The 17,997-nt window shown below is 58.7% G+C and carries 20 protein-coding genes; 4 read left to right on the forward strand and 16 right to left on the reverse strand.

Annotation, left to right across the window (positions count from 1 at the left end; translation table 11 throughout):
- Position 1 precedes the first annotated feature (1 nt).
- From OKW98_RS14805 to OKW98_RS14845, 9 genes are all read right to left on the reverse strand, one after another.
- Complete coding sequence (locus OKW98_RS14805; RefSeq protein ID WP_265385423.1) at positions 2–1,141, reverse strand: glutathione-independent formaldehyde dehydrogenase; 1,140 nt, start codon at positions 1,139–1,141, stop codon at positions 2–4.
- Between the two features lie 436 nt (positions 1,142–1,577).
- Positions 1,578–2,147, reverse strand: a complete 570-nt coding sequence (gene gfa, locus OKW98_RS14810; protein WP_265385424.1) for an S-(hydroxymethyl)glutathione synthase — start codon at positions 2,145–2,147, stop codon at positions 1,578–1,580.
- A gap of 71 nt (positions 2,148–2,218) precedes the next feature.
- Positions 2,219–3,328 (reverse strand): S-(hydroxymethyl)glutathione dehydrogenase/class III alcohol dehydrogenase, encoded by a 1,110-nt coding sequence (locus tag OKW98_RS14815; protein WP_133775298.1) that lies wholly within the window; start codon positions 3,326–3,328, stop codon positions 2,219–2,221.
- A gap of 66 nt (positions 3,329–3,394) precedes the next feature.
- Positions 3,395–3,670: a formaldehyde-responsive transcriptional repressor FrmR gene (frmR, locus tag OKW98_RS14820; RefSeq protein WP_265385425.1), complete on the reverse strand. Its 276-nt coding sequence runs from the start codon at positions 3,668–3,670 to the stop codon at positions 3,395–3,397.
- Positions 3,671–3,823: 153 nt separating this feature from the next.
- Positions 3,824–4,168, reverse strand: a complete 345-nt coding sequence (locus OKW98_RS14825; protein WP_416147211.1) for an ArsR/SmtB family transcription factor — start codon at positions 4,166–4,168, stop codon at positions 3,824–3,826.
- A gap of 20 nt (positions 4,169–4,188) precedes the next feature.
- Positions 4,189–5,172, reverse strand: coding sequence for an LLM class flavin-dependent oxidoreductase (locus tag OKW98_RS14830; RefSeq protein WP_265385426.1), 984 nt, complete (start codon positions 5,170–5,172; stop codon positions 4,189–4,191).
- A gap of 45 nt (positions 5,173–5,217) precedes the next feature.
- Complete coding sequence (locus OKW98_RS14835; protein ID WP_265385427.1) at positions 5,218–6,024, reverse strand: sugar phosphate isomerase/epimerase family protein; 807 nt, start codon at positions 6,022–6,024, stop codon at positions 5,218–5,220.
- Positions 6,025–6,040: 16 nt separating this feature from the next.
- Positions 6,041–6,841, reverse strand: coding sequence for a TIM barrel protein (locus OKW98_RS14840; RefSeq protein WP_265385428.1), 801 nt, complete (start codon positions 6,839–6,841; stop codon positions 6,041–6,043).
- Positions 6,838–7,854 carry an LLM class oxidoreductase gene (locus OKW98_RS14845; protein WP_265385429.1) on the reverse strand — a complete coding sequence of 339 codons (1,017 nt, stop codon included), beginning with the start codon at positions 7,852–7,854 and terminating at the stop codon, positions 6,838–6,840. Before OKW98_RS14845 ends, OKW98_RS14840 begins: the two co-directional genes overlap by 4 nt.
- 155 nt (positions 7,855–8,009) lie before the next feature.
- On the opposite strand from OKW98_RS14845, the gene OKW98_RS14850 reads away from it, so the two are divergent.
- The gene (locus tag OKW98_RS14850) at positions 8,010–8,891 is read left to right on the forward strand and encodes a LysR family transcriptional regulator (RefSeq protein ID WP_265385430.1); all 882 of its coding nucleotides are present in this window, start codon (positions 8,010–8,012) and stop codon (positions 8,889–8,891) included.
- Positions 8,892–9,153: 262 nt separating this feature from the next.
- Here the strand turns inward: OKW98_RS14850 and OKW98_RS14855 are convergent, their stop codons facing one another.
- Genes OKW98_RS14855 through OKW98_RS14870 form a run of 4 tightly spaced genes read right to left on the reverse strand, consistent with a single transcriptional unit; the run spans position 9,154 to position 11,747 of the window.
- Entirely contained in the window at positions 9,154–9,552 is a 399-nt protein-coding gene (locus OKW98_RS14855) for a DoxX family protein (protein WP_265385431.1), read from the reverse strand.
- Positions 9,553–9,580: 28 nt separating this feature from the next.
- Complete coding sequence (locus tag OKW98_RS14860) at positions 9,581–10,252, reverse strand: alpha/beta hydrolase (protein WP_265385432.1); 672 nt, start codon at positions 10,250–10,252, stop codon at positions 9,581–9,583.
- Between the two features lie 4 nt (positions 10,253–10,256).
- Entirely contained in the window at positions 10,257–11,090 is an 834-nt protein-coding gene (locus OKW98_RS14865; RefSeq protein WP_265385433.1) for a DODA-type extradiol aromatic ring-opening family dioxygenase, read from the reverse strand.
- 27 nt (positions 11,091–11,117) lie between these two features.
- Positions 11,118–11,747: an NADPH-dependent F420 reductase gene (locus OKW98_RS14870; protein WP_265385434.1), complete on the reverse strand. Its 630-nt coding sequence runs from the start codon at positions 11,745–11,747 to the stop codon at positions 11,118–11,120.
- 110 nt (positions 11,748–11,857) lie between these two features.
- On the opposite strand from OKW98_RS14870, the gene OKW98_RS14875 reads away from it, so the two are divergent.
- Complete coding sequence (locus tag OKW98_RS14875; RefSeq protein ID WP_265385435.1) at positions 11,858–12,754, forward strand: LysR family transcriptional regulator; 897 nt, start codon at positions 11,858–11,860, stop codon at positions 12,752–12,754.
- Between the two features lie 81 nt (positions 12,755–12,835).
- Here the strand turns inward: OKW98_RS14875 and OKW98_RS14880 are convergent, their stop codons facing one another.
- Complete coding sequence (locus OKW98_RS14880; RefSeq protein ID WP_265385436.1) at positions 12,836–13,786, reverse strand: alpha/beta fold hydrolase; 951 nt, start codon at positions 13,784–13,786, stop codon at positions 12,836–12,838.
- Between the two features lie 178 nt (positions 13,787–13,964).
- Here OKW98_RS14880 and OKW98_RS14885 point away from each other — a divergent pair, with 178 nt between their 5' ends.
- The gene (locus OKW98_RS14885; protein WP_265385437.1) at positions 13,965–14,873 is read left to right on the forward strand and encodes a LysR family transcriptional regulator; all 909 of its coding nucleotides are present in this window, start codon (positions 13,965–13,967) and stop codon (positions 14,871–14,873) included.
- A gap of 134 nt (positions 14,874–15,007) precedes the next feature.
- The gene (locus tag OKW98_RS14890; protein WP_265385438.1) at positions 15,008–15,802 is read left to right on the forward strand and encodes an SDR family NAD(P)-dependent oxidoreductase; all 795 of its coding nucleotides are present in this window, start codon (positions 15,008–15,010) and stop codon (positions 15,800–15,802) included.
- Positions 15,803–15,898: 96 nt separating this feature from the next.
- Here the strand turns inward: OKW98_RS14890 and OKW98_RS14895 are convergent, their stop codons facing one another.
- Together OKW98_RS14895 and OKW98_RS14900 are read right to left on the reverse strand one after the other, a co-directional pair.
- Complete coding sequence (locus tag OKW98_RS14895; RefSeq protein WP_265385439.1) at positions 15,899–16,483, reverse strand: carboxymuconolactone decarboxylase family protein; 585 nt, start codon at positions 16,481–16,483, stop codon at positions 15,899–15,901.
- A gap of 45 nt (positions 16,484–16,528) precedes the next feature.
- Positions 16,529–17,896 (reverse strand): MFS transporter, encoded by a 1,368-nt coding sequence (locus OKW98_RS14900; protein ID WP_265385440.1) that lies wholly within the window; start codon positions 17,894–17,896, stop codon positions 16,529–16,531.
- Positions 17,897–17,997 lie beyond the last annotated feature (101 nt).

The raw sequence follows: 17,997 nt of genomic DNA on the forward strand, positions 1-17,997 counted from the left end.
GTTATGCCGAAGGCTTGAGTACCACTTTGGTCCAGCCGTCCGCCCGCGCATCAAATTGCTTGTAGGCTTCCGGGCCTTCAGACAACTTCAGGCTGTGGGAGATAATCTGCGATGGCTTGGCGCGGTCATGGTGGATCAACTCGGCCAGACGACGGTTGTACGCCTTGACGTTGGCCTGGCCAGTACGGATCTGCTGACCTTTGAACCAGAACGAACCGAAGTCGAAGGCCATCTTGCCTTCCTTCGCCAGATCGCTTGCAGCGTTCGGGTCTTGCGGCACGAAAACACCCACGACACCGATACCGCCCGTTGGCTTGGTGGAGGCCACCAGGTTGTTCATGGTCTCGTGATTGGCTTCATGGCCATGCTTGTCGCAGCACTGATAACCCACGCATTCGCAGCCACGGTCCGTGCCTTTGCCGTTAGTCAGATTCAGAATCTGCTCCACGGCTTGCGTTTGTGAGGTGTTGATCGGCGTAGCGCCCAGCTTGGCCGCCAGTGCCAAGCGGTCTGGATGGCTGTCGACGACGAAGACTTGTGACGCACCTTTGATCATCGCTGAATGGGCAGCCATCAGTCCGACCGGACCTGCGCCGTAGATAGCGATGCTCTCACCGGGTAACAAGCCGGACAATTCAGTCGCGTGCCAGCCCGTTGGAAGGATGTCCGAGAGCATGACGTAGTCGTCTTCTTTCTCCTTGGCGTCCTCAGGGAGCACCAGGCAGTTGAAGTCGCCATAGGGCACGCGCAGCAGTTCAGCCTGGCCACCCTGGTAAGGGCCCATGTCCGCAAAACCGTAGGCACCGCCGGCGCTGCCGGGGTTGACGGTCAGGCAGTAGCCCGTCAGGCCCCGCTCGCAGTTGTCGCAGAAACCACAACCGATGTTGAACGGCAGGCAGACCATATCGCCTACTTTCACGCGGTCAACTGCGGCGCCCACTTCGATGACTTCACCCATGTTCTCGTGGCCCAGGATTCTGCCGGTTTCGAAGCTGGTGCGTCCTTCGTACATGTGCAAGTCAGAACCGCAAATATTGGTCGTGGTAATTCGGACCAGGACATCAGTTGCTTTTTCGATCTTTGCATCGGGAACGTTTTGAACGCTGACGTCGTGAGGACCGTTGTAAATGATGGCTTTCATTAGTTCTCCTAAGATTGAATGTTTGTTGCGTTTGTATACGCCAGATTTAGTGCGCTTATTTAGAGGTATCGTTCAAGAAGAAAGGCTGGAGACGACGAACGGTAAAAGGCCTCGACGGCTCTAGAATGCGCGTCTTGGCGTATAGTTAAAGGGTGTTTGCCGATGAGCAGACGTGACGATGCGATCAGTCTTACGCCGGGCCTGCGCGGTAATCAAGATGCTGTATTAGAAGCTGATAATGACGGCAAAACTTAATAGGATTTGCACGGATACCCTGTATTTAGTGCTGTTTGAGTTTCGACATTATTAATGTCTAACAGTGCGTGATAAAAAAGTGCACCCACTGGCTCGCATTAAGCGGACGAGCAGGTGCGCCAGATAACTAAAAGTGTTATCGACTTTTTGCGAGTTGCAAATCAGTGATAAAGCCGGTCGGTCAGAGCACGCCGTTTTGCTTGGCGGTATGAGTGGCCAGGGCATCCATCAATGCTGGAGACAAGCAGTCGTAAGTAGGCAGGCCGATCTCGTTGAAGCGCGCGCGGATGCCGTCCATCTCGGCCGGAGGGGTGCCGGTTTCGATGACCGACGACACGAATGCGGCGAAGCCTGGAGCAGCCCAGCCGGTCTGAGGCGAGAGTTCGGTGTGCACGAAGTCCAGACCGTGGAACGCGTGGCCCGTGTTTTCGATGCGACCGTAGAGATGCGCGCCGCACTCTTTGCAGGCGTGACGCTGGATGGTGGCGCTTTCGTCAACGATGGCCAGTTTTTCAGCGTTGGCGGTCACGCTGACGGTGTCGCGTGGAACGACAGCGATGACAGCGAATTTCGCGCCTTCAGGCTTCCAGCATTTGCTGCAACCGCACGCGTGGTTGTGCAGGGTCTGAGCGTCGATCTTGACTTCGACCTTGTTGCTCGCGCACAGGCACTGCAGGGTACCGCCATCGAAGCCGGCGGCGGCGGGTTTGATGCCGTTGTCTAGCGAAGGGTGCAGTTTTACGTTGCTCATTATGGATCTCCAGATCTATGTGTGATTTGGACCGAGCGCTGTGGAAAATGCCCCAGCGCAGCGGTGAGACGTCAGTACTTGATGACCGTACGAATCGACTTGCCTTCGTGCATCAGGTCGAACGCTTCGTTGATGCGTTCCAGCGGCATGGTGTGGGTCACGAACGGGGCGAGTTCGATCTCGCCTTTCATCGAGTCTTCAACCATCTTCGGCAGCTGGCTACGGCCTTTTACGCCGCCGAATGCCGAGCCTTTCCAGGTACGACCGGTGACCAGCTGGAAGGGACGGGTGGAGATCTCCTGACCGGCACCGGCAACGCCGATGACAATCGACTGGCCCCAACCGCGGTGGGCGCATTCAAGTGCTGCGCGCATCACGTGAACGTTACCGATGCACTCGAAAGAGTGATCGACGCCCCAGCCGGTCATCTCGATGATCACTTGCTGGATAGGCTGCTCGTGGTCCTTCGGGTTCACGCAATCGGTGGCGCCGAACGAGCGGGCCAGTTCGAATTTCGACGGGTTGGTGTCGATGGCGATGATGCGACCGGCTTTTGCCTGACGGGCGCCCTGAATGGCTGCCAGGCCAATGCCGCCCAGACCGAAGATGGCGACGGTGTCACCCGGCTGGACCTTGGCGGTGTTGTGCACCGCGCCAATACCGGTGGTCACGCCGCAGCCCAGCAGGCAGACGTGCTCAGGGTTGGCATCCGGGTGGATCTTGGCCACCGAGACTTCGGCAACCACGGTGTATTCGCTGAACGTCGAGCAACCCATGTAGTGATACAGCGGCTGGCCGTTGTAAGAGAAGCGCGAGGTACCGTCTGGCATCACGCCCTTACCCTGGGTCGCGCGCACGGCGGTGCACAGGTTGGTTTTGCCGGACTTGCAGAACAGGCATTCGCCACATTCGGCGGTGTAGAGCGGGATGACGTGGTCGCCCGGCTTGAGGCTGGTGACGCCTTCGCCGACTTCAACCACGATGCCTGCGCCTTCATGGCCCAGGACCACGGGGAACAGACCTTCCGGGTCATCACCGGACAGCGTGAACGCGTCGGTGTGGCAAACGCCGGTGTCGGTGATTTTGATCAACACCTCGCCTTTGCGGGGCGGTGCAACATCAATCTCGACGATTTGAAGCGGTTTACCCGCTTCGAACGCAACTGCAGCACGAGACTTCATAGGGCTTTCTCCTGGGAATAATGTTTGTTGAACAGGGGAGTCAACGCCGTCGAGATTGAGTCGCAGCTATTTCAGGTACGTGCGCACCAGAGAAACCACTTCATCAATCGACGAGCGCTGCGCCTCGGTCGTTTCTACCAAATTAGTGAATTCTTCTCTGAGGTGGCTTTCCAGCACGCCAGCCATCAGACCGTTGACGGCGCCGCGTATGGCGGCGATCTGTTGCAGGACCGGCCCGCAATCAGCGCCTTTTTCAAGCGCTGCTTCCAAGGCATCCAACTGGCCCCTGACACGTCTCACCCTTCCCAGTACGCGTTTCTTCTCAGCAGGTGAATGTGGCATCTATGTTCTCCAGGTGTGGACTCGGACAGCATTTTTACACAGGTACTGGCAGGGGGTATGTCTAGGTACTGGTGGGGAGTATATGCAGATACTGGCGGGGAGTATATAGATCTGTCTGTGTCGAGATGCCGCAGGCGCGGATTTGCGCCTGTTTCATTCAGCCTGCAGTTGCCTGCTCACGAGGGTTGCCAAGCTGCGAATGCAGGCTTCATTGCGCCGGAGAAAGTGCACAGTCCCGGATTTGCGCTGTTCCACCAGACCGGCAGCCTTGAGGAGTGCCAGGTGACTGGAAACAGTTGATTGGGGGAGATCGCATCGCAGCACTATCTGGCCGATGCACACCCCAAGGTGCTGGCCGTACTCCTGATCTGGGAAATACCGCAACGGCTCCTTGAGCCACTGCAGGATTTCACGCCTGACGGGGTGAGCGATGGCGCGGATTGAAACCTGGAAATCCGGGGGCACCAGTGGCAAGTCTTCTTCTGAATGCGATGACACGGTTTGTCCTTTTTGTCGAATCAGTCCAGCAGGTCTGCGATGGATTCAGCGGCAAGCTGATAGGAGCGGCACCGTGCATCGGGATCATGAATCCTCGCATCGATGATCACTTCGTCAGCCTGGGTCGTGGCGATGAACTGCCGCAGCCAACTGCCAACATCGTCTTTGTCGCCAACAGCGGTACAGGACATGGTCTGCGTCAGGGTCTGTCGATCCAACTCTGAGAGCCGCTCGATGTAACCTTCTTCGGGGAGTGGCAGCAGCCCTGGCTTGCCGGCATACAGCCTGCTCACCCATTGCTGATGAGAGCTGGCGTGGTACTGCGCTTCTGCACGGGTTGCTGCTGCAAAGACATTGGCGCCGGCAATCACGTAGGGTTGCTTGAGCATGGCCGAGGGCTTGAATGTGGCGCGGTAGTGGGCGATTGAATCCATCAGAAACCGCGGTGCGAAATGCGAGGCGAACGCGTAGGGAAGCCCCAGTTTCGCCGCCAGATCTGCACTGTTGGGGCTGGAGCCCAGCAGCCAGATCGGCACGCTGTGATTGCCCGGAATCGCACGCACAGGCTGGCGGCCGTCGTCCGCCAGGTAGTCGGTCAACTGACGTATGTCCTGGGTGAAATCCCGTTCCGACGAATCACCACGCAGGGCGCGAATTGCCGGCCCCGCCGAGCCCGGCGCTCTCCCTACGCCCAAATCAATACGCCCTGGAAACAAGGTGTCCAGCGTACCAAACTGTTCCGCGACGCTTAGCATCGAGTGGTTGGGCAACATGATGCCGCCTGAGCCGACACGCAGGTTTTGGGTAGCGCCAGCCAGGTGTTGAATAAGCAGCGCAGTCGCTGCCGAGGCAATACCGGGCAGGTCGTGGTGCTCCGCGACCCAGTATCGTGTGTAACCGCTGCGCTCGACGCTACGTGCCAAAGTGGCGGCATCGGCGAGGGTGTGGGCGAAGGTCTTGCCTTCGCCGATCATCATCAGGTCAAGAACCGAAAGCGCTGTCATTGCATATTCCTGGTTGTGGGCTCAAGGGGAGGGCAGAGAGCGTGATTACTTCAACGGAAAGTCTGCCCAGTTCAAATGCTTCTCCAGCCTGCGGTCCATGTCTCGAAGCGTGACCAGACAGCGCTGCAATTTAAGGTAGATATCGCCACCGTAGTCCCAGCCGAGCACACCGATACTGCCGGTGTAACCGATGCGGTCCAGTGCCGCGAGCACGGCGAAATTGTCCATCTCGCCCCGGTCTACCGGCTCCATGGTTGCAACGCCGCCCCAGCCCAGCTGCGACAGTGCGCTGCCAGAGGTCACGACCTGCATCAGCCAGGGTTTCATGGCGTCAAGCCGTTCCTGGAGTTTGCCTTCCTGGCTGGCGTACCAGTGGTACGCATTGAAAGAGGCGCCCAGGCGTGGATGGTTGAAGTGCTCGCAGATCTCCACGACCTGCGTGGTGGTTTGCGTCACGTGGTGCAGGTGCGGATAAAGCGCGATGCGCAACCCGCGCCGCTCGGCGATGGGCAGCAAGGACTCGATAAACCGAAGGATCGCTGGACTGCCGTTGACTGAGGTCTGGACCGCCAGTTCGATCAGCTCCACGCCTTCGACTGACTCGATGATCCGCCTCAAGACGTGGTCATTGCGGCCTTCGTGCAGCACCAGGTAGAGCGCCTCGACCTTCAGGCCATGTTGTTCCCTGACGCGGGGGAGCAGCGTCAGATCAGTCAGCGGGCTACCGCTCCATGCAGAGACGGTGATCCCGTCATAGCCCAGGTCTGCGAGCATCTCGCACTGGCTCTGGAACGCGTAAACGCCCATGGACGAGTAGAAGAACGAGTCCAGGGCATGAATGGAATGAGTCATTGAATCGCTCCTGCGCCTAGTAAGGCAGCTCGTTCAGCACGGCCCATTCGGGGTGGGCCGCCAACCTTTGCTCCATGGAGCGGAAAGCCTTCTCGGATCGATGCAGATTGCCGTACACATCGCCTCCCATGCTTTCCCAGCCCAGCACACCCACCCGGCCGTTGAAGCCGCGGCGCAGCAGCGCACCCATGAGCACGAAGTTGTCCATCTCGCCCTCATCCAGCGGCTCGATGGTTGCCAGGCCGCCCCAACCCAGGGGGGAGCGTCTGGTTCCGGCGATAATGACCTGGTGTAGCCATGGCCACACCGCGTCAAGCCGTTGCTCCAGCAATTTCTCCTGAGTGGCGTACCAGTGGTAACCGTTGAACACGATGCTTAGAAGCGGGTGGTTGAACTCCTCGCAGAGCGCCACGGCTTGCGACGTGGTTTGCATGCCATACCGTGCATGGGGATAGAGCGCGATTTTCAGACCGCGACGCTCGCAGATGGGAAGCAGATGCTCAAGCATCCGTCGGTCCAGGTCGGTGACGGTTTCGCCGGAATGCAAAGCCAGTTCGATGGTTGAGCAGCCTTCGACCGATTCGAAAATCTGTGTGACGAACGACTCCAACCCCTGGCGGTAGATCAGATAGATCGCGCCAACATCCAGGCCCCATGTGGGCTTGATAAGCGGGATCGATTTGAGATCGTTGCTCCATGCCGACATCGTGAGGCCCTGGTAGCCGTTCTCGGCGAGCATCTCGCACTGCGCAGCCAGCGGGTAAGTCCCCAGCGCGGTCTGAAAGATGAAATCCATATGGTGAAGATCGAGTTTCATCGAGAAGCACTCCCGTGGGGCGGGTGAAGGGGTGAGGTACGCGTCGGGAAGTGCGGCAGTACATATTCCCCCAACTCGTCCACGACCTCGGCGGCATGGCGGCGTTGCGGCTTGAAGTGCAAGGCAACGTGGCCCACCCCCAATTCCTCCTGGCGCTTCCAGAGTTCGATCAACGCATTGCGGCCCGCACGCAAAACGCGGCCTGGCTGCACCGGACAGTTGGGGTCACGGTCCAGATCAAACAGCGTGCCGTAGCCGTAGGGCTTGTAGCCATTTACGCCGCAAGCGATACGCCAGCGCTCAGTGACCTGGGCGACCAGCGCAGGATTGGAAATGTAGGAAAGAATCCCGTCGGCGTTTTCCCCAATCCACTCCAGCGACTGGCCTGACTGGCCGATGACAATGGTGGGAATCCGTGGACCCACGGGTTTGGGAACCAGATCGATCGCACCGTCCAATTGCCCGTAGAACTCGGTCGAGCGCCGCGGCCACGACTGTTCCGTTACCGTGCGGATCAACGCAAACGCATCGCGAAAGCGCGCCGCACGGCTGTCGAAATCGATGCCGAAGGCCGGGTACTCGGTAGGGCGATCACCGGTGGCGACGCCCATGATGAATCGACCGCCCAGCAGTTGGTCGACGCTGGTGGCTTGCTTGGCGACGATCAGTGGGTCGCGTAACGGGAGCACGATGCCCGCAGTGCCGATGGTGATCTGGCGGGTCACGGCAGCCAGATAGCCGGCATAGATCATCGGGTCAAGGATCTGGCCGACGTCCCCGAAATTCGGGTCCCAGAACGGCACGTCCCGCAGCCAGATGGCGGCAAAGCCGGCTTCGTCAGCCTTTTGCGCCATGGCGACATGATCCTGCAAGGTCGGTCCGGGGCTGTCGGGGTAGCTTTCCAGCGGCGCGATGAAGCCGAAGGTTAAATGGCCCGGTTCAAACACGCGCGAATAACCGGGGTGAAGCTGGAGTTGCGATGAAAGCCCCTCGGTGGGGGATACAGAAGACATGGACGGCTTCCCGAATGGATGGATGGCCGTTAGGCGGCACCCGGATTTGAGCGATAAATGCTGATGACGAAGACTATATCGGTAATTCCGTTGGCGAAAAATAGGCTAGAATTCCGATCATTACGGAACAGAAAGCTTAAATAGGAAGACGCGCAATGGATCACTTTGGGGCGCTGGGCGCGTTTGTCCGTACTGCGGAAACCCGCAGTTTTACCGAGGCGGGGCGTCGTGTTGGCGTGTCCTCATCGGCAGTGGGAAAGGCTGTGGCCCGGCTTGAGGCGGAGCTCGGTGTCAGGCTTTTCCACCGGTCGACACGGGCGGTCACCTTGACCGCAGAGGGCGAGCTGTTTCTGGAACGCTGCCGGCGGATTTTCTCTGAGTTTGAAGTCGCCAAGCGCGAGCTCTCCCAGGCTGCCGGCAAGCCTCAAGGCAAACTCAGGATCGGTTTGCCACAGTTGGGCATGAGCCTGATGCCGCACCTGATCGCGTTTCAGCAAGCCTACGGCGAAGTCGAGCTGGAGCTTGAATTCAGCGACCGTCTGGTCAACGTTATCGAGGACGGGTTTGATGCGGTCATACGCATCGGTGAGGTGGAAGATTCGCGGCTGACCATGCGCAGGCTCAAGGGCTACAGCCATCGGCTGGTGGCGTCGCCGTTGTACCTTGATGAAAAAGGCACCCCGACGCATCCATCCGAACTGGGCGCTCATTCCTGCTTGCGCTATCGCTACCCCACCAGTGGCAAACTCGATCCCTGGCCGCTGGTGGTGCAGGAGGATGAACGCAGCATTGACGTGGCGGCCACGGCGACAGCAAACGCCATTGAGCCTTTACTCGCCATGGCGCTGGCAGGCCGGGGCATCGCTTGCCTGCCGGACTTCTTTGTTGAAAGCGCCGTGGCCGAGGGACTGCTCGTCCCTGTCCTGGAAGGGTATCTGCGTGATCACCGAACGGTCAGCATTCTCTGGCCCTCAAGCCGTCAATCCCTGCCCAAAATCAGCGCCTTCGTGGAATTCATGGTCGCCCGACTGGCCTGAATACCCAGCAGGTAAGGCGGCTTGAAACGCCAAGCGTGGTACGTGCATATATCTAAGTGACGCCACGCTCTTTCGAGGCTTCACTCAGGCGCCTGAGCAAAAAAAGCGCCCGTGAGGGCGCTAAAACTTCACCTTGGCCAAAGGAGCACGGAGCTTCCAGGGTGAAGGGGGAGTGAAGCAAACACCCGGTGCATCATGGGTGCCGCCATTCAGACGTTGCGATGCAGCTGCAGCACTTCGGTGCGCAACTGCATCGGGTTCGTCAGGCCCTGGACGGCTTTGCAGCGAAGGCACCTTCGCCGAGCAACGCTACGACCAGCGCCGTGACAGCCAGATAGATCGGGTATTCCCAGCCGCCATTCGGGTTGGTAAAGCTCCAGCCGTTGGCGAAATGCACGGTCGCTGCGACAAACAGCTGAACAACAGCGAGTGCTGCCACCAGGCGGGTATACACGCCGAGTATCAACATTAAGCCGCCGATGACTTCAAACGCCATGACGGGGTAAGCCAGGAAGCCGGGGAAGCCGATGGACTCGAAAAAGCCTACGGTGCCCGCCGGCGTGAAGACCAATACCTTGGTCAGGCCATGGGCGAGAAACATGACGCCCAAGGCCAGGCGCATAACCAGTGCTGCGTAAGGGGCAGTGCGTGAATCAATCATGATGAAGTCCTTTTTTGATGGGTCGTTGTCAGTTGGAAAGCGAGAGTGTCTGGGTCAGCCAGCGGGAAAAATCCGCCAGCTCTTGCGGTACGATCTCGTGAGCCATGTCGTAAAAATGCGTCTGGTGTTCCACGCCAATCCGGCTCAGCCATGCATCGGCTTCGTGGGCCCAATCAACCGGCAGGACGTTGTCCTGATGTCCGTGCGCAATGAAGGCCGAGACCGTTTTCAGCCGCTCTGGCGCAGCGATCAGCGGTTCGATTTCCCGCAGCATCCTTCCGCTCAGCAGTGCAAAACCCGCCACCAGTTCCGGCTGCGTGACGCCAACGCTGGAACTCATGATTCCGCCCTGACTGAAACCTGCAATCACGGTAGGCAGCGCAGGGAGAGCCTCGATGAACTGGATCAACAGCTGTCGGCTGGCTTCGGCCTGCTGCTGGTTGAAAGACGGGCCGTTGCTGGTGAAGTTGACCTGATACCAGGCAAAACCCTGGGGGCCAAGCTGCAACGGGCCGCGCAGCAAGAGGATTTCAATGTCTTCAGGCAGCGAAGTTGCCAGAGATGCCAGATTCGCTTCGTTCGAGCCCACGCCATGGAGCAGCAGCAGACGACCTTTCGGGCTAACGCTGTTGCACGCCTTGCGGAAGAAAATACCCGACTCGGCCTCGCGTGCCGGATCTGAAAAACTGATGGTCTGCATGAGGTTATGCCACGCCTTTTAGGGGTTGAAGGGATGTGGACGGCTCGTTAACGGGTAACGTGAAGAGGTAACTGTCCATGGCCAGTACGCCGTGGGTAATGCCCCCCTCCAGAACGTGCGTCTGATACGTTTCGCCCGCTGCACCCAGCGCTATGAACAGGGGCAGAAAGTGTTCATCGGTCGGGTGCGCCCGCTGGGCGGAAGGCGCGAATTGCTTGTAATCGAGCAATTGATCGAAGTTTCGCGCTTGCAGGGTCTGGGCCGTCCAGGCTGCAAACTGTTTGACGTAATCGGCCCCATGGGGTGTTGCCCCACGGAATTCGTACAAGTTATGGGTCAGGCTGCCTGACGCCACGATCAACACATTCATCTCGCGCAGCGGCTTGAGGGCTTCGCCCAGTTTCCAGGCGCTGCGTGTATCGAGTGATGCGGGCATGGAGACCTGAACCACCGGTATGTCGGCGTCTGGCGCCAGGTAGCGCAGGGGTACCCAGGCGCCATGATCGAGCCCGCGGTTCGCGTCCAGCCGCGAGTCCCAACCGGCCGTTTGCAACAGCTCCACGATATGGCTCGCCAACTCTGGCGCACCGGGTGCCGGGTAGGACAACTCATACAGCGCGTCGGGAAAGCCGCCAAAGTCGTGAATGGTCTTTGGAAAAGTACTGGCGGTGACACTGACGTGATCGCGGGTCATCCAGTGCGGAGAAAGGATCACGATGGCGTCAGGTCGCGGCATTGCTTGACCGAGCGCAGTGAGGTTCTTGCCTGCCAGGCCAGGTTCCATGGCGAACGAGGGAGCGCCATGAGACACAAAGAGCAGTGGGAATAAGGTGTTCATGACGACTCCTGTTTGATGACGTGGGTATTACTTGCTCAGCCAGACCGGGGCGACGGTGGTGCCCAGACCTGCGCCATAGCCCAGATAAATATTCAGACCTGCCAAAGGCTCCAGGTAGCGAGCGTTGACCAGACCACCGGCATCCACCGTGTTCCAGCCCAGGCTGCGGGCCAATGCGATGGCCGTCTGCTTGGCGCGCTCGCTGTCGCTGGCGACAAACACGCTGCCGGTCTGGTCGTTGGCGAACGTGGGACCGTCGGCCAGCACTTGAGCGAACAGGGTGTTGAACGCCTTCACGACATGGGCCTGTGGCACGGACTTGGCGATCTCTTCCGAGGCGCTGGTCACGTGGCCAACCGTCAGCGACATGAAGTCGGCGCTCAGAGGGTTGGTGATGTCGATGATGACTTTGCCGCTCAGATCGCCCAGGCTTTGCAGCGCTGCAGCGGCATCCGGGTAAGCGGTTGCAAGGACAACCACGTCGCTGTCGTTCAGTGCTTCAGATGCGGTGTGAGCGCTGACATTGGCGAACTGATCAGCCAGGGCCTGTGCCTTGCCAATGTCACGTCCAGTGACCCGAACGGTGTGGCCTGCAGCCGAAAGCTGTTTCGCAAATGCCGAACCCATGTTGCCGGTACCAATCAATGTAATTTTCATAAGTGCCTCGTTTTGAGTTGAGTTGCGTTTCGATGGGCTCAGTTTATAGATTGCCCTACTGGGATAAACCGGGCTAAATGTGATGAATAGTTCCGCATAGTGAGACAATCATGGATCGTGCGCTGGAAATGCAGGTGTTCTGCACCGTGGTCGATAAAGGCAGCTTTGTGGGCGCGGCCGAGCCACTGGGCATGTCCAAGGCGGCGATATCCCGCTACGTGAGCGGGCTTGAAGCGCGGCTGGGCGCAAGGCTTTTACACCGCACGACCCGGCGGCTTTCGTTGACGGACGAGGGCCGCCAGTTCTATCTCCAGGCGCGTGAAGTCCTGTTGATGATGGACGAGGCTGAGGACGCGGTTTCGTCTGCTTCACCAGAGGCCAGCGGCGTGCTACGGGTGAATGCCCCGGTCAGTTTTGGCGTGTTGCACCTGGCGCCGGTCTGGGCCGATTTCATGAAGGCCTATCCCAAGGTCGAGTTGGAGATCAGCCTGAGCGATCGTCTGGTGGACCTTGTCGATGAAGGCATTGATGTCGCTGTGCGGATCGCACGGATGGAGAACTCTTCATTGGTGGGCAGACGCCTGGCCAGCACCCGGATGTGCCTGTGCGCGTCGCCGGCCTATCTGAGCAACCATGCGCCCATCCGCGAATTGTCAGATGTGGCGGAGCACGGCGCCGTTGCCTACAGCAACTATGCCAGCGGCAATGAATGGCAATTCGAAGGGCCCCACGGCCTGGAAACCGTCATCACCCGTTCAGTGGTGCGGTGCAATAACGGGGACACCTGTCGGGCCATTGCCATGGCCGGCGGAGGCGTTTCGCTGCAACCAAGCTTTATGGTGGCGGATGATCTGCGTCGAGGTGACCTGATCGAAATCCTGCCTCGGTTTCGTTCGGTCGAGCTGGGTATCTATGCGGTCTACCCGACGCGTAAACATCTGCCCGCCAAGGTGCGTGCGCTCATCACGTTTCTGGCGGAGCGATTCGCCAAGCCATCGTGGGAGTAACACGTTCCGCGTCCAGTCATGACCTCGACTGGCCGTTAAGCGTTGACCCTGGCGACAGGGTCAAGTGGTCTGGGGAGCGACTTATCGCTCGATAAAGCCGCGCAGATCCGCCGCGAATTTTTGCGGATTTTTGAAGGCCAGGAAGTGATCGCCTTGCTCTTCCTTCGTGTACACATGCAGCACCGAATCCGGGATCACCGAACTCATCCAGCGTTGGCTCTCCAGCCAGTCGCTGTGCTCGCCGGTAAAGATCGCCGTCGGCACATCGATCTTGGTGCGGATTACATCCCTCCAGTCATTGGTGGCGTGATCGAACAACACCTGCGCGGTGAAGGCCATGTCATCGTTCACCGCTGCCTGCACCAGACTGATCACGTTATGGAAGTAGGGCGATTCCATGGCCATGGCCCGTTCCAGTACCCGGCTTCCGGAGACGAGCATGTTGGTGGCGGTGCCTTGTGTATAGGATGCGATCATGCGCTCGGGCGAGGTGGTGAACGCGCCAGCCTGAACACGTTCCTCCTCGCTCCAGTCGGCATGGCAATACACCGACGGCGCCTGGTCGATGATGCTCAGCGTCTGGATACCTTGAGTCCCGAACAGGTCGATGTAGGCCCACATGACCGAGGCGCCCATCGACCAGCCGCAGTAGTGGGCCTGGGAAAGCCCCAGGTGATCCGCAAACTGTTTCACGTCCATCGCAAACCGGGAAATTCGATTGCCCGAATTGACCCGTTCTGAAAGGCCCTGATTCCTCACGTCCAGCACGTAGACATGGTAGTGCTTGCTCAGCATGTGCATCAGGTGGAAATACATGGCGCCATTGGCAGACCAGCCAGGGATGAAAATCAGCGGCTGTCCTTCCCCTGCTTCCCAATAAGCGAGATTGACCCCATCGCTCGTGACAAAGCTGCTGAGGCTCAGGTCTTCGAAGTCTGAGGTGCGGAAGGGCTGACCCATGATTTCGTGGGGAAAGAAAAAGTCTTCGCCGAGGAGGGTGTTAAGCGGTATGGCGTTCAAGGGGTATTTCAAGAAGGAGTGCCTGCAGTCGTTTGAAGATGGATACCGACGTATTGCACCAACCTGTGAGGTTGATGCTCATGTACTGCCTGGTTTCACCTTGGGGAAAATAGGTGCGTCCAGAATAGGGCTTGAAGTGCAGGGCGATAAATACTGAAAATGGCGTCACATTCGAAACGGATCATTTTTAATGGATCGGCTTAGCAGTATGGCGACGTTCGTCAGGGCAGTCGAAACGGGCTCGTTCAGCGCTGCCGGGGATTCGCTGCAAATGTCGGCGCAGATGGTGGGCAAACATGTCCTGCACCTCGAGCAGCACTTGGGCGTGCGGTTGCTCAATCGTACGACCAGACGTCAGAGCCTGACCGACTTTGGTCGCACGTTTTACGACCGCTGCAAGATCATTCTTGCGGAGGTGGAAAGCGCAGAAAATATGGCAGCCGAGATTCAGGCCACGCCCACAGGCCAACTGCGGGTCAACGCGCCGGTCAGTTTCGGCATGCAGTCGCTGGCACCTCGACTGCCTGATTTTATGAGGGCCAATCCCATGATCAGCGTCGAGTTGACGCTGGCTAATCGCGCCGTTGACGTCATCGACGAAGGCTTTGACGTTGTCTTCAGGGTCGGTCAGTTGTCCGACAGTGGCCTGATTGCGCGTCCCCTGGCACCTTATCAACTGATGCTGTGCGCGGCGCCATCGTACCTGCGCGACAAGCCCGCCATACATACGCCATGGGACTTGCAGGACCACGAGTGCCTGGGCTTTTCCCACACTGAGTTACGGACCCATTGGACGTTCGCCGGGCCGGAGGGCAAAGTGATCGTGCCGGTGAACAGTCGTTTGATGGCCGATCATGGCGAGCCGCTTCTGTGTGCCGCGCTGGCAGGTCTGGGCGTGTTGTTGCAACCGGTGGAACTGGTACGGGCATCGTTACTGCGAGGCGACCTCGTGCCACTGCTGCCGACTTATCCGATTCCCTCTCGCCCCTTGCATGTTCTTTACGCGCCCGATCGACGGCTGACGCCCAAGCTGCGCAGTTTTCTGGACTTCGCGCTGCACACATTCGGCAAAGAGGCGGTGAACCCGGAGGTGTTTTGAAACCGGCGGTTGTTAATCCCTCTCCCGAATCGAGATTTATCCCGCTGGCTCAATTCTCTACAGTGGTGGATTGCTTCTACAGTCTGTAGAAGTCCCAATCGGGGCTATGCCCGTCCATTATTGATGGAGACATGATGAAAATCGAATTGAATACCAAGCGTGCGCTGGTGACCGCCTCCACCAGTGGGATCGGATTCGCGATTGCCAAAGGGCTCGCCGAGGCCGGCGCAGAAGTGGTGATCAATGGCCGCAGCGAGGGCTCGGTCAATGACGCCGTCGCCAGACTGAAAAGCGCTGTCCCAAGCGCTACCGTTTCGGGCGTGGCCGCAGATCTCGGCTCGCCGGACGGCGTTCAGACACTGGTGCAGGGTGCGGGGCAGATCGACGTTCTGGTTAACAATGCCGGTATCTACGGCACCCAGGATTTTTTCGAAACCGACGACGATGTCTGGGACAACTACTGGCAGACCAACGTCATGTCCGGTGTGCGTCTGAGCCGCGCATTGTTGCCGGCGATGGTAGACAAGCACTGGGGCAGGGTGGTGTTCGTATCCTCTGAGTCTGCACGCAACATCCCGGCGGACATGATTCACTACGGCGTCTCCAAAACCGCACAGCTGGCGTTGGCGCGCGGCCTGGCAAAGCGGGTCGCGGGCAGCGGTGTGACCGTCAACAGTGTGCTGCCGGGCCCGACGTTGTCCGACGGGGTTGCAGGCATGATGCAAAGCGAAGTGGAGCGGACTGGCAAATCCCTTGACGAGGTTGCCAAGGCGTTCATCCAGGAGCACCGGCCAAGCTCGATCATCCAGCGGGCGGCAACGGTTGAAGAAGTCGCCAACATGATCGTCTACGTCTGTTCACCTCAGGCGTCTGCTACGACAGGCGCAGCGCTGCGGGTAGACGGTGGTGTGGTTGACGACATTGTTTGATATGAACGGCTGACGCCGACTGGCGAAAGGGCCTTGCAGGGTCGATGGCACTGCCATCGACCCCAGGGCCAGCCAGCAAGCAGGCGGGCATCAGTCTCAACCCTTGATCCAGCTGCCATCCTGCTGCGCATCAATCTCGATGTTGAAGGTCTGGAGATAGCCAGACACCATCCGGTAGTAACCGATGACGATGACTGCGTCGCTCAATTCCTGAAGCGAGAAGTGCTGCTGTGCATGCTTGAACAGCACACCGGGCGCCTTGCCCTTGTCAATAATGGCTTGTCCGAACCGAAGCAGAACGCGCTCGTCTTCTTTGAACGCGACGGTATCATCGAGGCGGCCTTCTGCAATGGCGACGAACTGCTCCGGACGAACACCCGCCACCTGAGCGATGGAAATATGCTGCTCCCATTCATAAGCAACGTTTTCGTGGGCAGCCAGCAGCAACACCAGCAACTCTTTATGGTAATCGGAGATCGTCAGGTCCCTGAATATCGCGTTGGTCAAATCGATGACGGGAATAAACGCCCCGGCGCTGTAACCCAGCATCCGAAAGAAATTAACTTTCGTTGGCAGGTTCTCAAACTTTTCTCTGACCGGATCGGGCAGTTTTGAAAAATCCGGATACTCGATCTCAACCTTGGAACTGATGGTGTCATTGGCGAGGGTGGGCTTGCTCATAGGGCACTCCTGTAGAGGCAAATAGATTGTCGTTTGGTAGTTTATTCACGTGGCCACCGGTAAACGGGACGGGCGAGTGACCCAGTGGCTCACGCCGAGACAGAGCAGCAGCGCCAGCGCACAGACGACCATCGCCATGGACAAACCGTGAGAAAAAGCGGCAGGTTCGGTGCTGGTGATCATCGCCCCGAAGACCGCGACGCCGACGACCCCTCCCAACTGCCGTGCCGATGCCATCAAGCCTGATGCCATGCCCGCATCCTCCTTGGAGACAGCTGACAACATGGAGTTGGTGATGGAGGGCACCGATGCTGCGCTGCCAATACCCACCACCATCAAGGCGATGTTCAGGTACCAGAGCGAAGAGTCTGGAGTGACCCTTGACAGCGCCAGAAACCCCACGACCTGAACTAGAAAACCGGTGGTGATGATGCGCGTCGCGCTTACCCGTTTGGCAATGCGTGACGAAACCATGGTGGAGACGGTCAGCACTGCCGTCAGCGGTATGAATGCAAGGCCCGTTCTGAACGCGTCATAGTGCAGAAACGATTGGAAGTAAATGCTGAAGACGAACACCGTCCCATAGAACGTGAGGTTGATGGCCGATCCTGCCAGTGCAGTGGTCGCCAATATCCTGTTGCTGGCCAGCCGTTTAGGCAGCAGAGGGTGTTTTATCCGGCGCTCGATCACCACGAATGCAATGGCGCACGCCACGGCGATGCCCATGACCGAGACCGTTTCGGTACCCCAGCCCTTTGCGCTCAACTCGGTCAGTGCGTAGGTCAGTGACGCCAGACAAAGGGCAATGGTGATCTGTCCCGGTACATCGACTTTCTGTTCAATGCGCGGGGATGTCGGGGCATAGCGCATGACAAGCCCGATCGCCAGCACGCCGATGGGTACGTTAACCCAAAAAACGCTGCGCCAGCCCAGGTACTCGATCAACAGCCCACCCATTACGGGCCCGGCCGCCAAGGCAATACCGCCACAGGCACCCCAGATCGCGACAGCAGACCTGCGTTTATCAGGGTCTTCGAACGCCAGCCTTATCAGCGTCAGGGACGTCGGGACCAACAGAGCCGCGCCGACGCCCTGAACGATCCGCATGCCGATAAGCATGCTCATGCTGTTGGACAGGCCGCAGCCGATCGAGGCGAGTGTGAAAATCCCAAACCCCGAAGCGAAGACTGTCTTGGCGCCGAACTTGTCGCCCCAGGCGCCGCCGAGAATCAGCAGGGCGGAGAACGCCAGCGCGTAGCTGTTGATGACCCATTGCAAGCCAGTGAGGTTGGTGTCGAAAGCCGTTTTCAGTGCGCCTAAACCGACGTTCACCACGCTGACGTCCAGCTGGACCACGAGGAATCCGAGGCAGGCTGCGACTTGAATCGCGGCCAGAGAGGTGGTTCTTGACATGGCTATATCGTCACATTGCTCAAACAGTGGATGGAAAGTAGCGTTTGACAGTCCATGCGTAAATACTAGAATCCGCAGACACTCAATGCATATGTGCATGG

The organism is Pseudomonas sp. KU26590 (assembly GCF_026153515.1).
Classification (GTDB): domain Bacteria; phylum Pseudomonadota; class Gammaproteobacteria; order Pseudomonadales; family Pseudomonadaceae; genus Aquipseudomonas.

Coding starts and splice junctions, on each gene's coding strand:
- OKW98_RS14805 (WP_265385423.1), bottom strand. CDS start 1,141: ATGAAAGCCATCATTTACAACGGTCCTCACGACGTCAGCGTTCAAAAC.
- gfa (WP_265385424.1), bottom strand. CDS start 2,147: ATGAGCAACGTAAAACTGCACCCTTCGCTAGACAACGGCATCAAACCC.
- OKW98_RS14815 (WP_133775298.1), bottom strand. CDS start 3,328: ATGAAGTCTCGTGCTGCAGTTGCGTTCGAAGCGGGTAAACCGCTTCAA.
- frmR (WP_265385425.1), bottom strand. CDS start 3,670: ATGCCACATTCACCTGCTGAGAAGAAACGCGTACTGGGAAGGGTGAGA.
- OKW98_RS14830 (WP_265385426.1), bottom strand. CDS start 5,172: ATGACAGCGCTTTCGGTTCTTGACCTGATGATGATCGGCGAAGGCAAG.
- OKW98_RS14835 (WP_265385427.1), bottom strand. CDS start 6,024: ATGACTCATTCCATTCATGCCCTGGACTCGTTCTTCTACTCGTCCATG.
- OKW98_RS14840 (WP_265385428.1), bottom strand. CDS start 6,841: ATGAAACTCGATCTTCACCATATGGATTTCATCTTTCAGACCGCGCTG.
- OKW98_RS14845 (WP_265385429.1), bottom strand. CDS start 7,854: ATGTCTTCTGTATCCCCCACCGAGGGGCTTTCATCGCAACTCCAGCTT.
- OKW98_RS14850 (WP_265385430.1), top strand. CDS start 8,010: ATGGATCACTTTGGGGCGCTGGGCGCGTTTGTCCGTACTGCGGAAACC.
- OKW98_RS14855 (WP_265385431.1), bottom strand. CDS start 9,552: ATGATTGATTCACGCACTGCCCCTTACGCAGCACTGGTTATGCGCCTG.
- OKW98_RS14860 (WP_265385432.1), bottom strand. CDS start 10,252: ATGCAGACCATCAGTTTTTCAGATCCGGCACGCGAGGCCGAGTCGGGT.
- OKW98_RS14865 (WP_265385433.1), bottom strand. CDS start 11,090: ATGAACACCTTATTCCCACTGCTCTTTGTGTCTCATGGCGCTCCCTCG.
- OKW98_RS14870 (WP_265385434.1), bottom strand. CDS start 11,747: ATGAAAATTACATTGATTGGTACCGGCAACATGGGTTCGGCATTTGCG.
- OKW98_RS14875 (WP_265385435.1), top strand. CDS start 11,858: ATGGATCGTGCGCTGGAAATGCAGGTGTTCTGCACCGTGGTCGATAAA.
- OKW98_RS14885 (WP_265385437.1), top strand. CDS start 13,965: ATGGATCGGCTTAGCAGTATGGCGACGTTCGTCAGGGCAGTCGAAACG.
- OKW98_RS14890 (WP_265385438.1), top strand. CDS start 15,008: ATGAAAATCGAATTGAATACCAAGCGTGCGCTGGTGACCGCCTCCACC.
- OKW98_RS14895 (WP_265385439.1), bottom strand. CDS start 16,483: ATGAGCAAGCCCACCCTCGCCAATGACACCATCAGTTCCAAGGTTGAG.
- OKW98_RS14900 (WP_265385440.1), bottom strand. CDS start 17,896: ATGTCAAGAACCACCTCTCTGGCCGCGATTCAAGTCGCAGCCTGCCTC.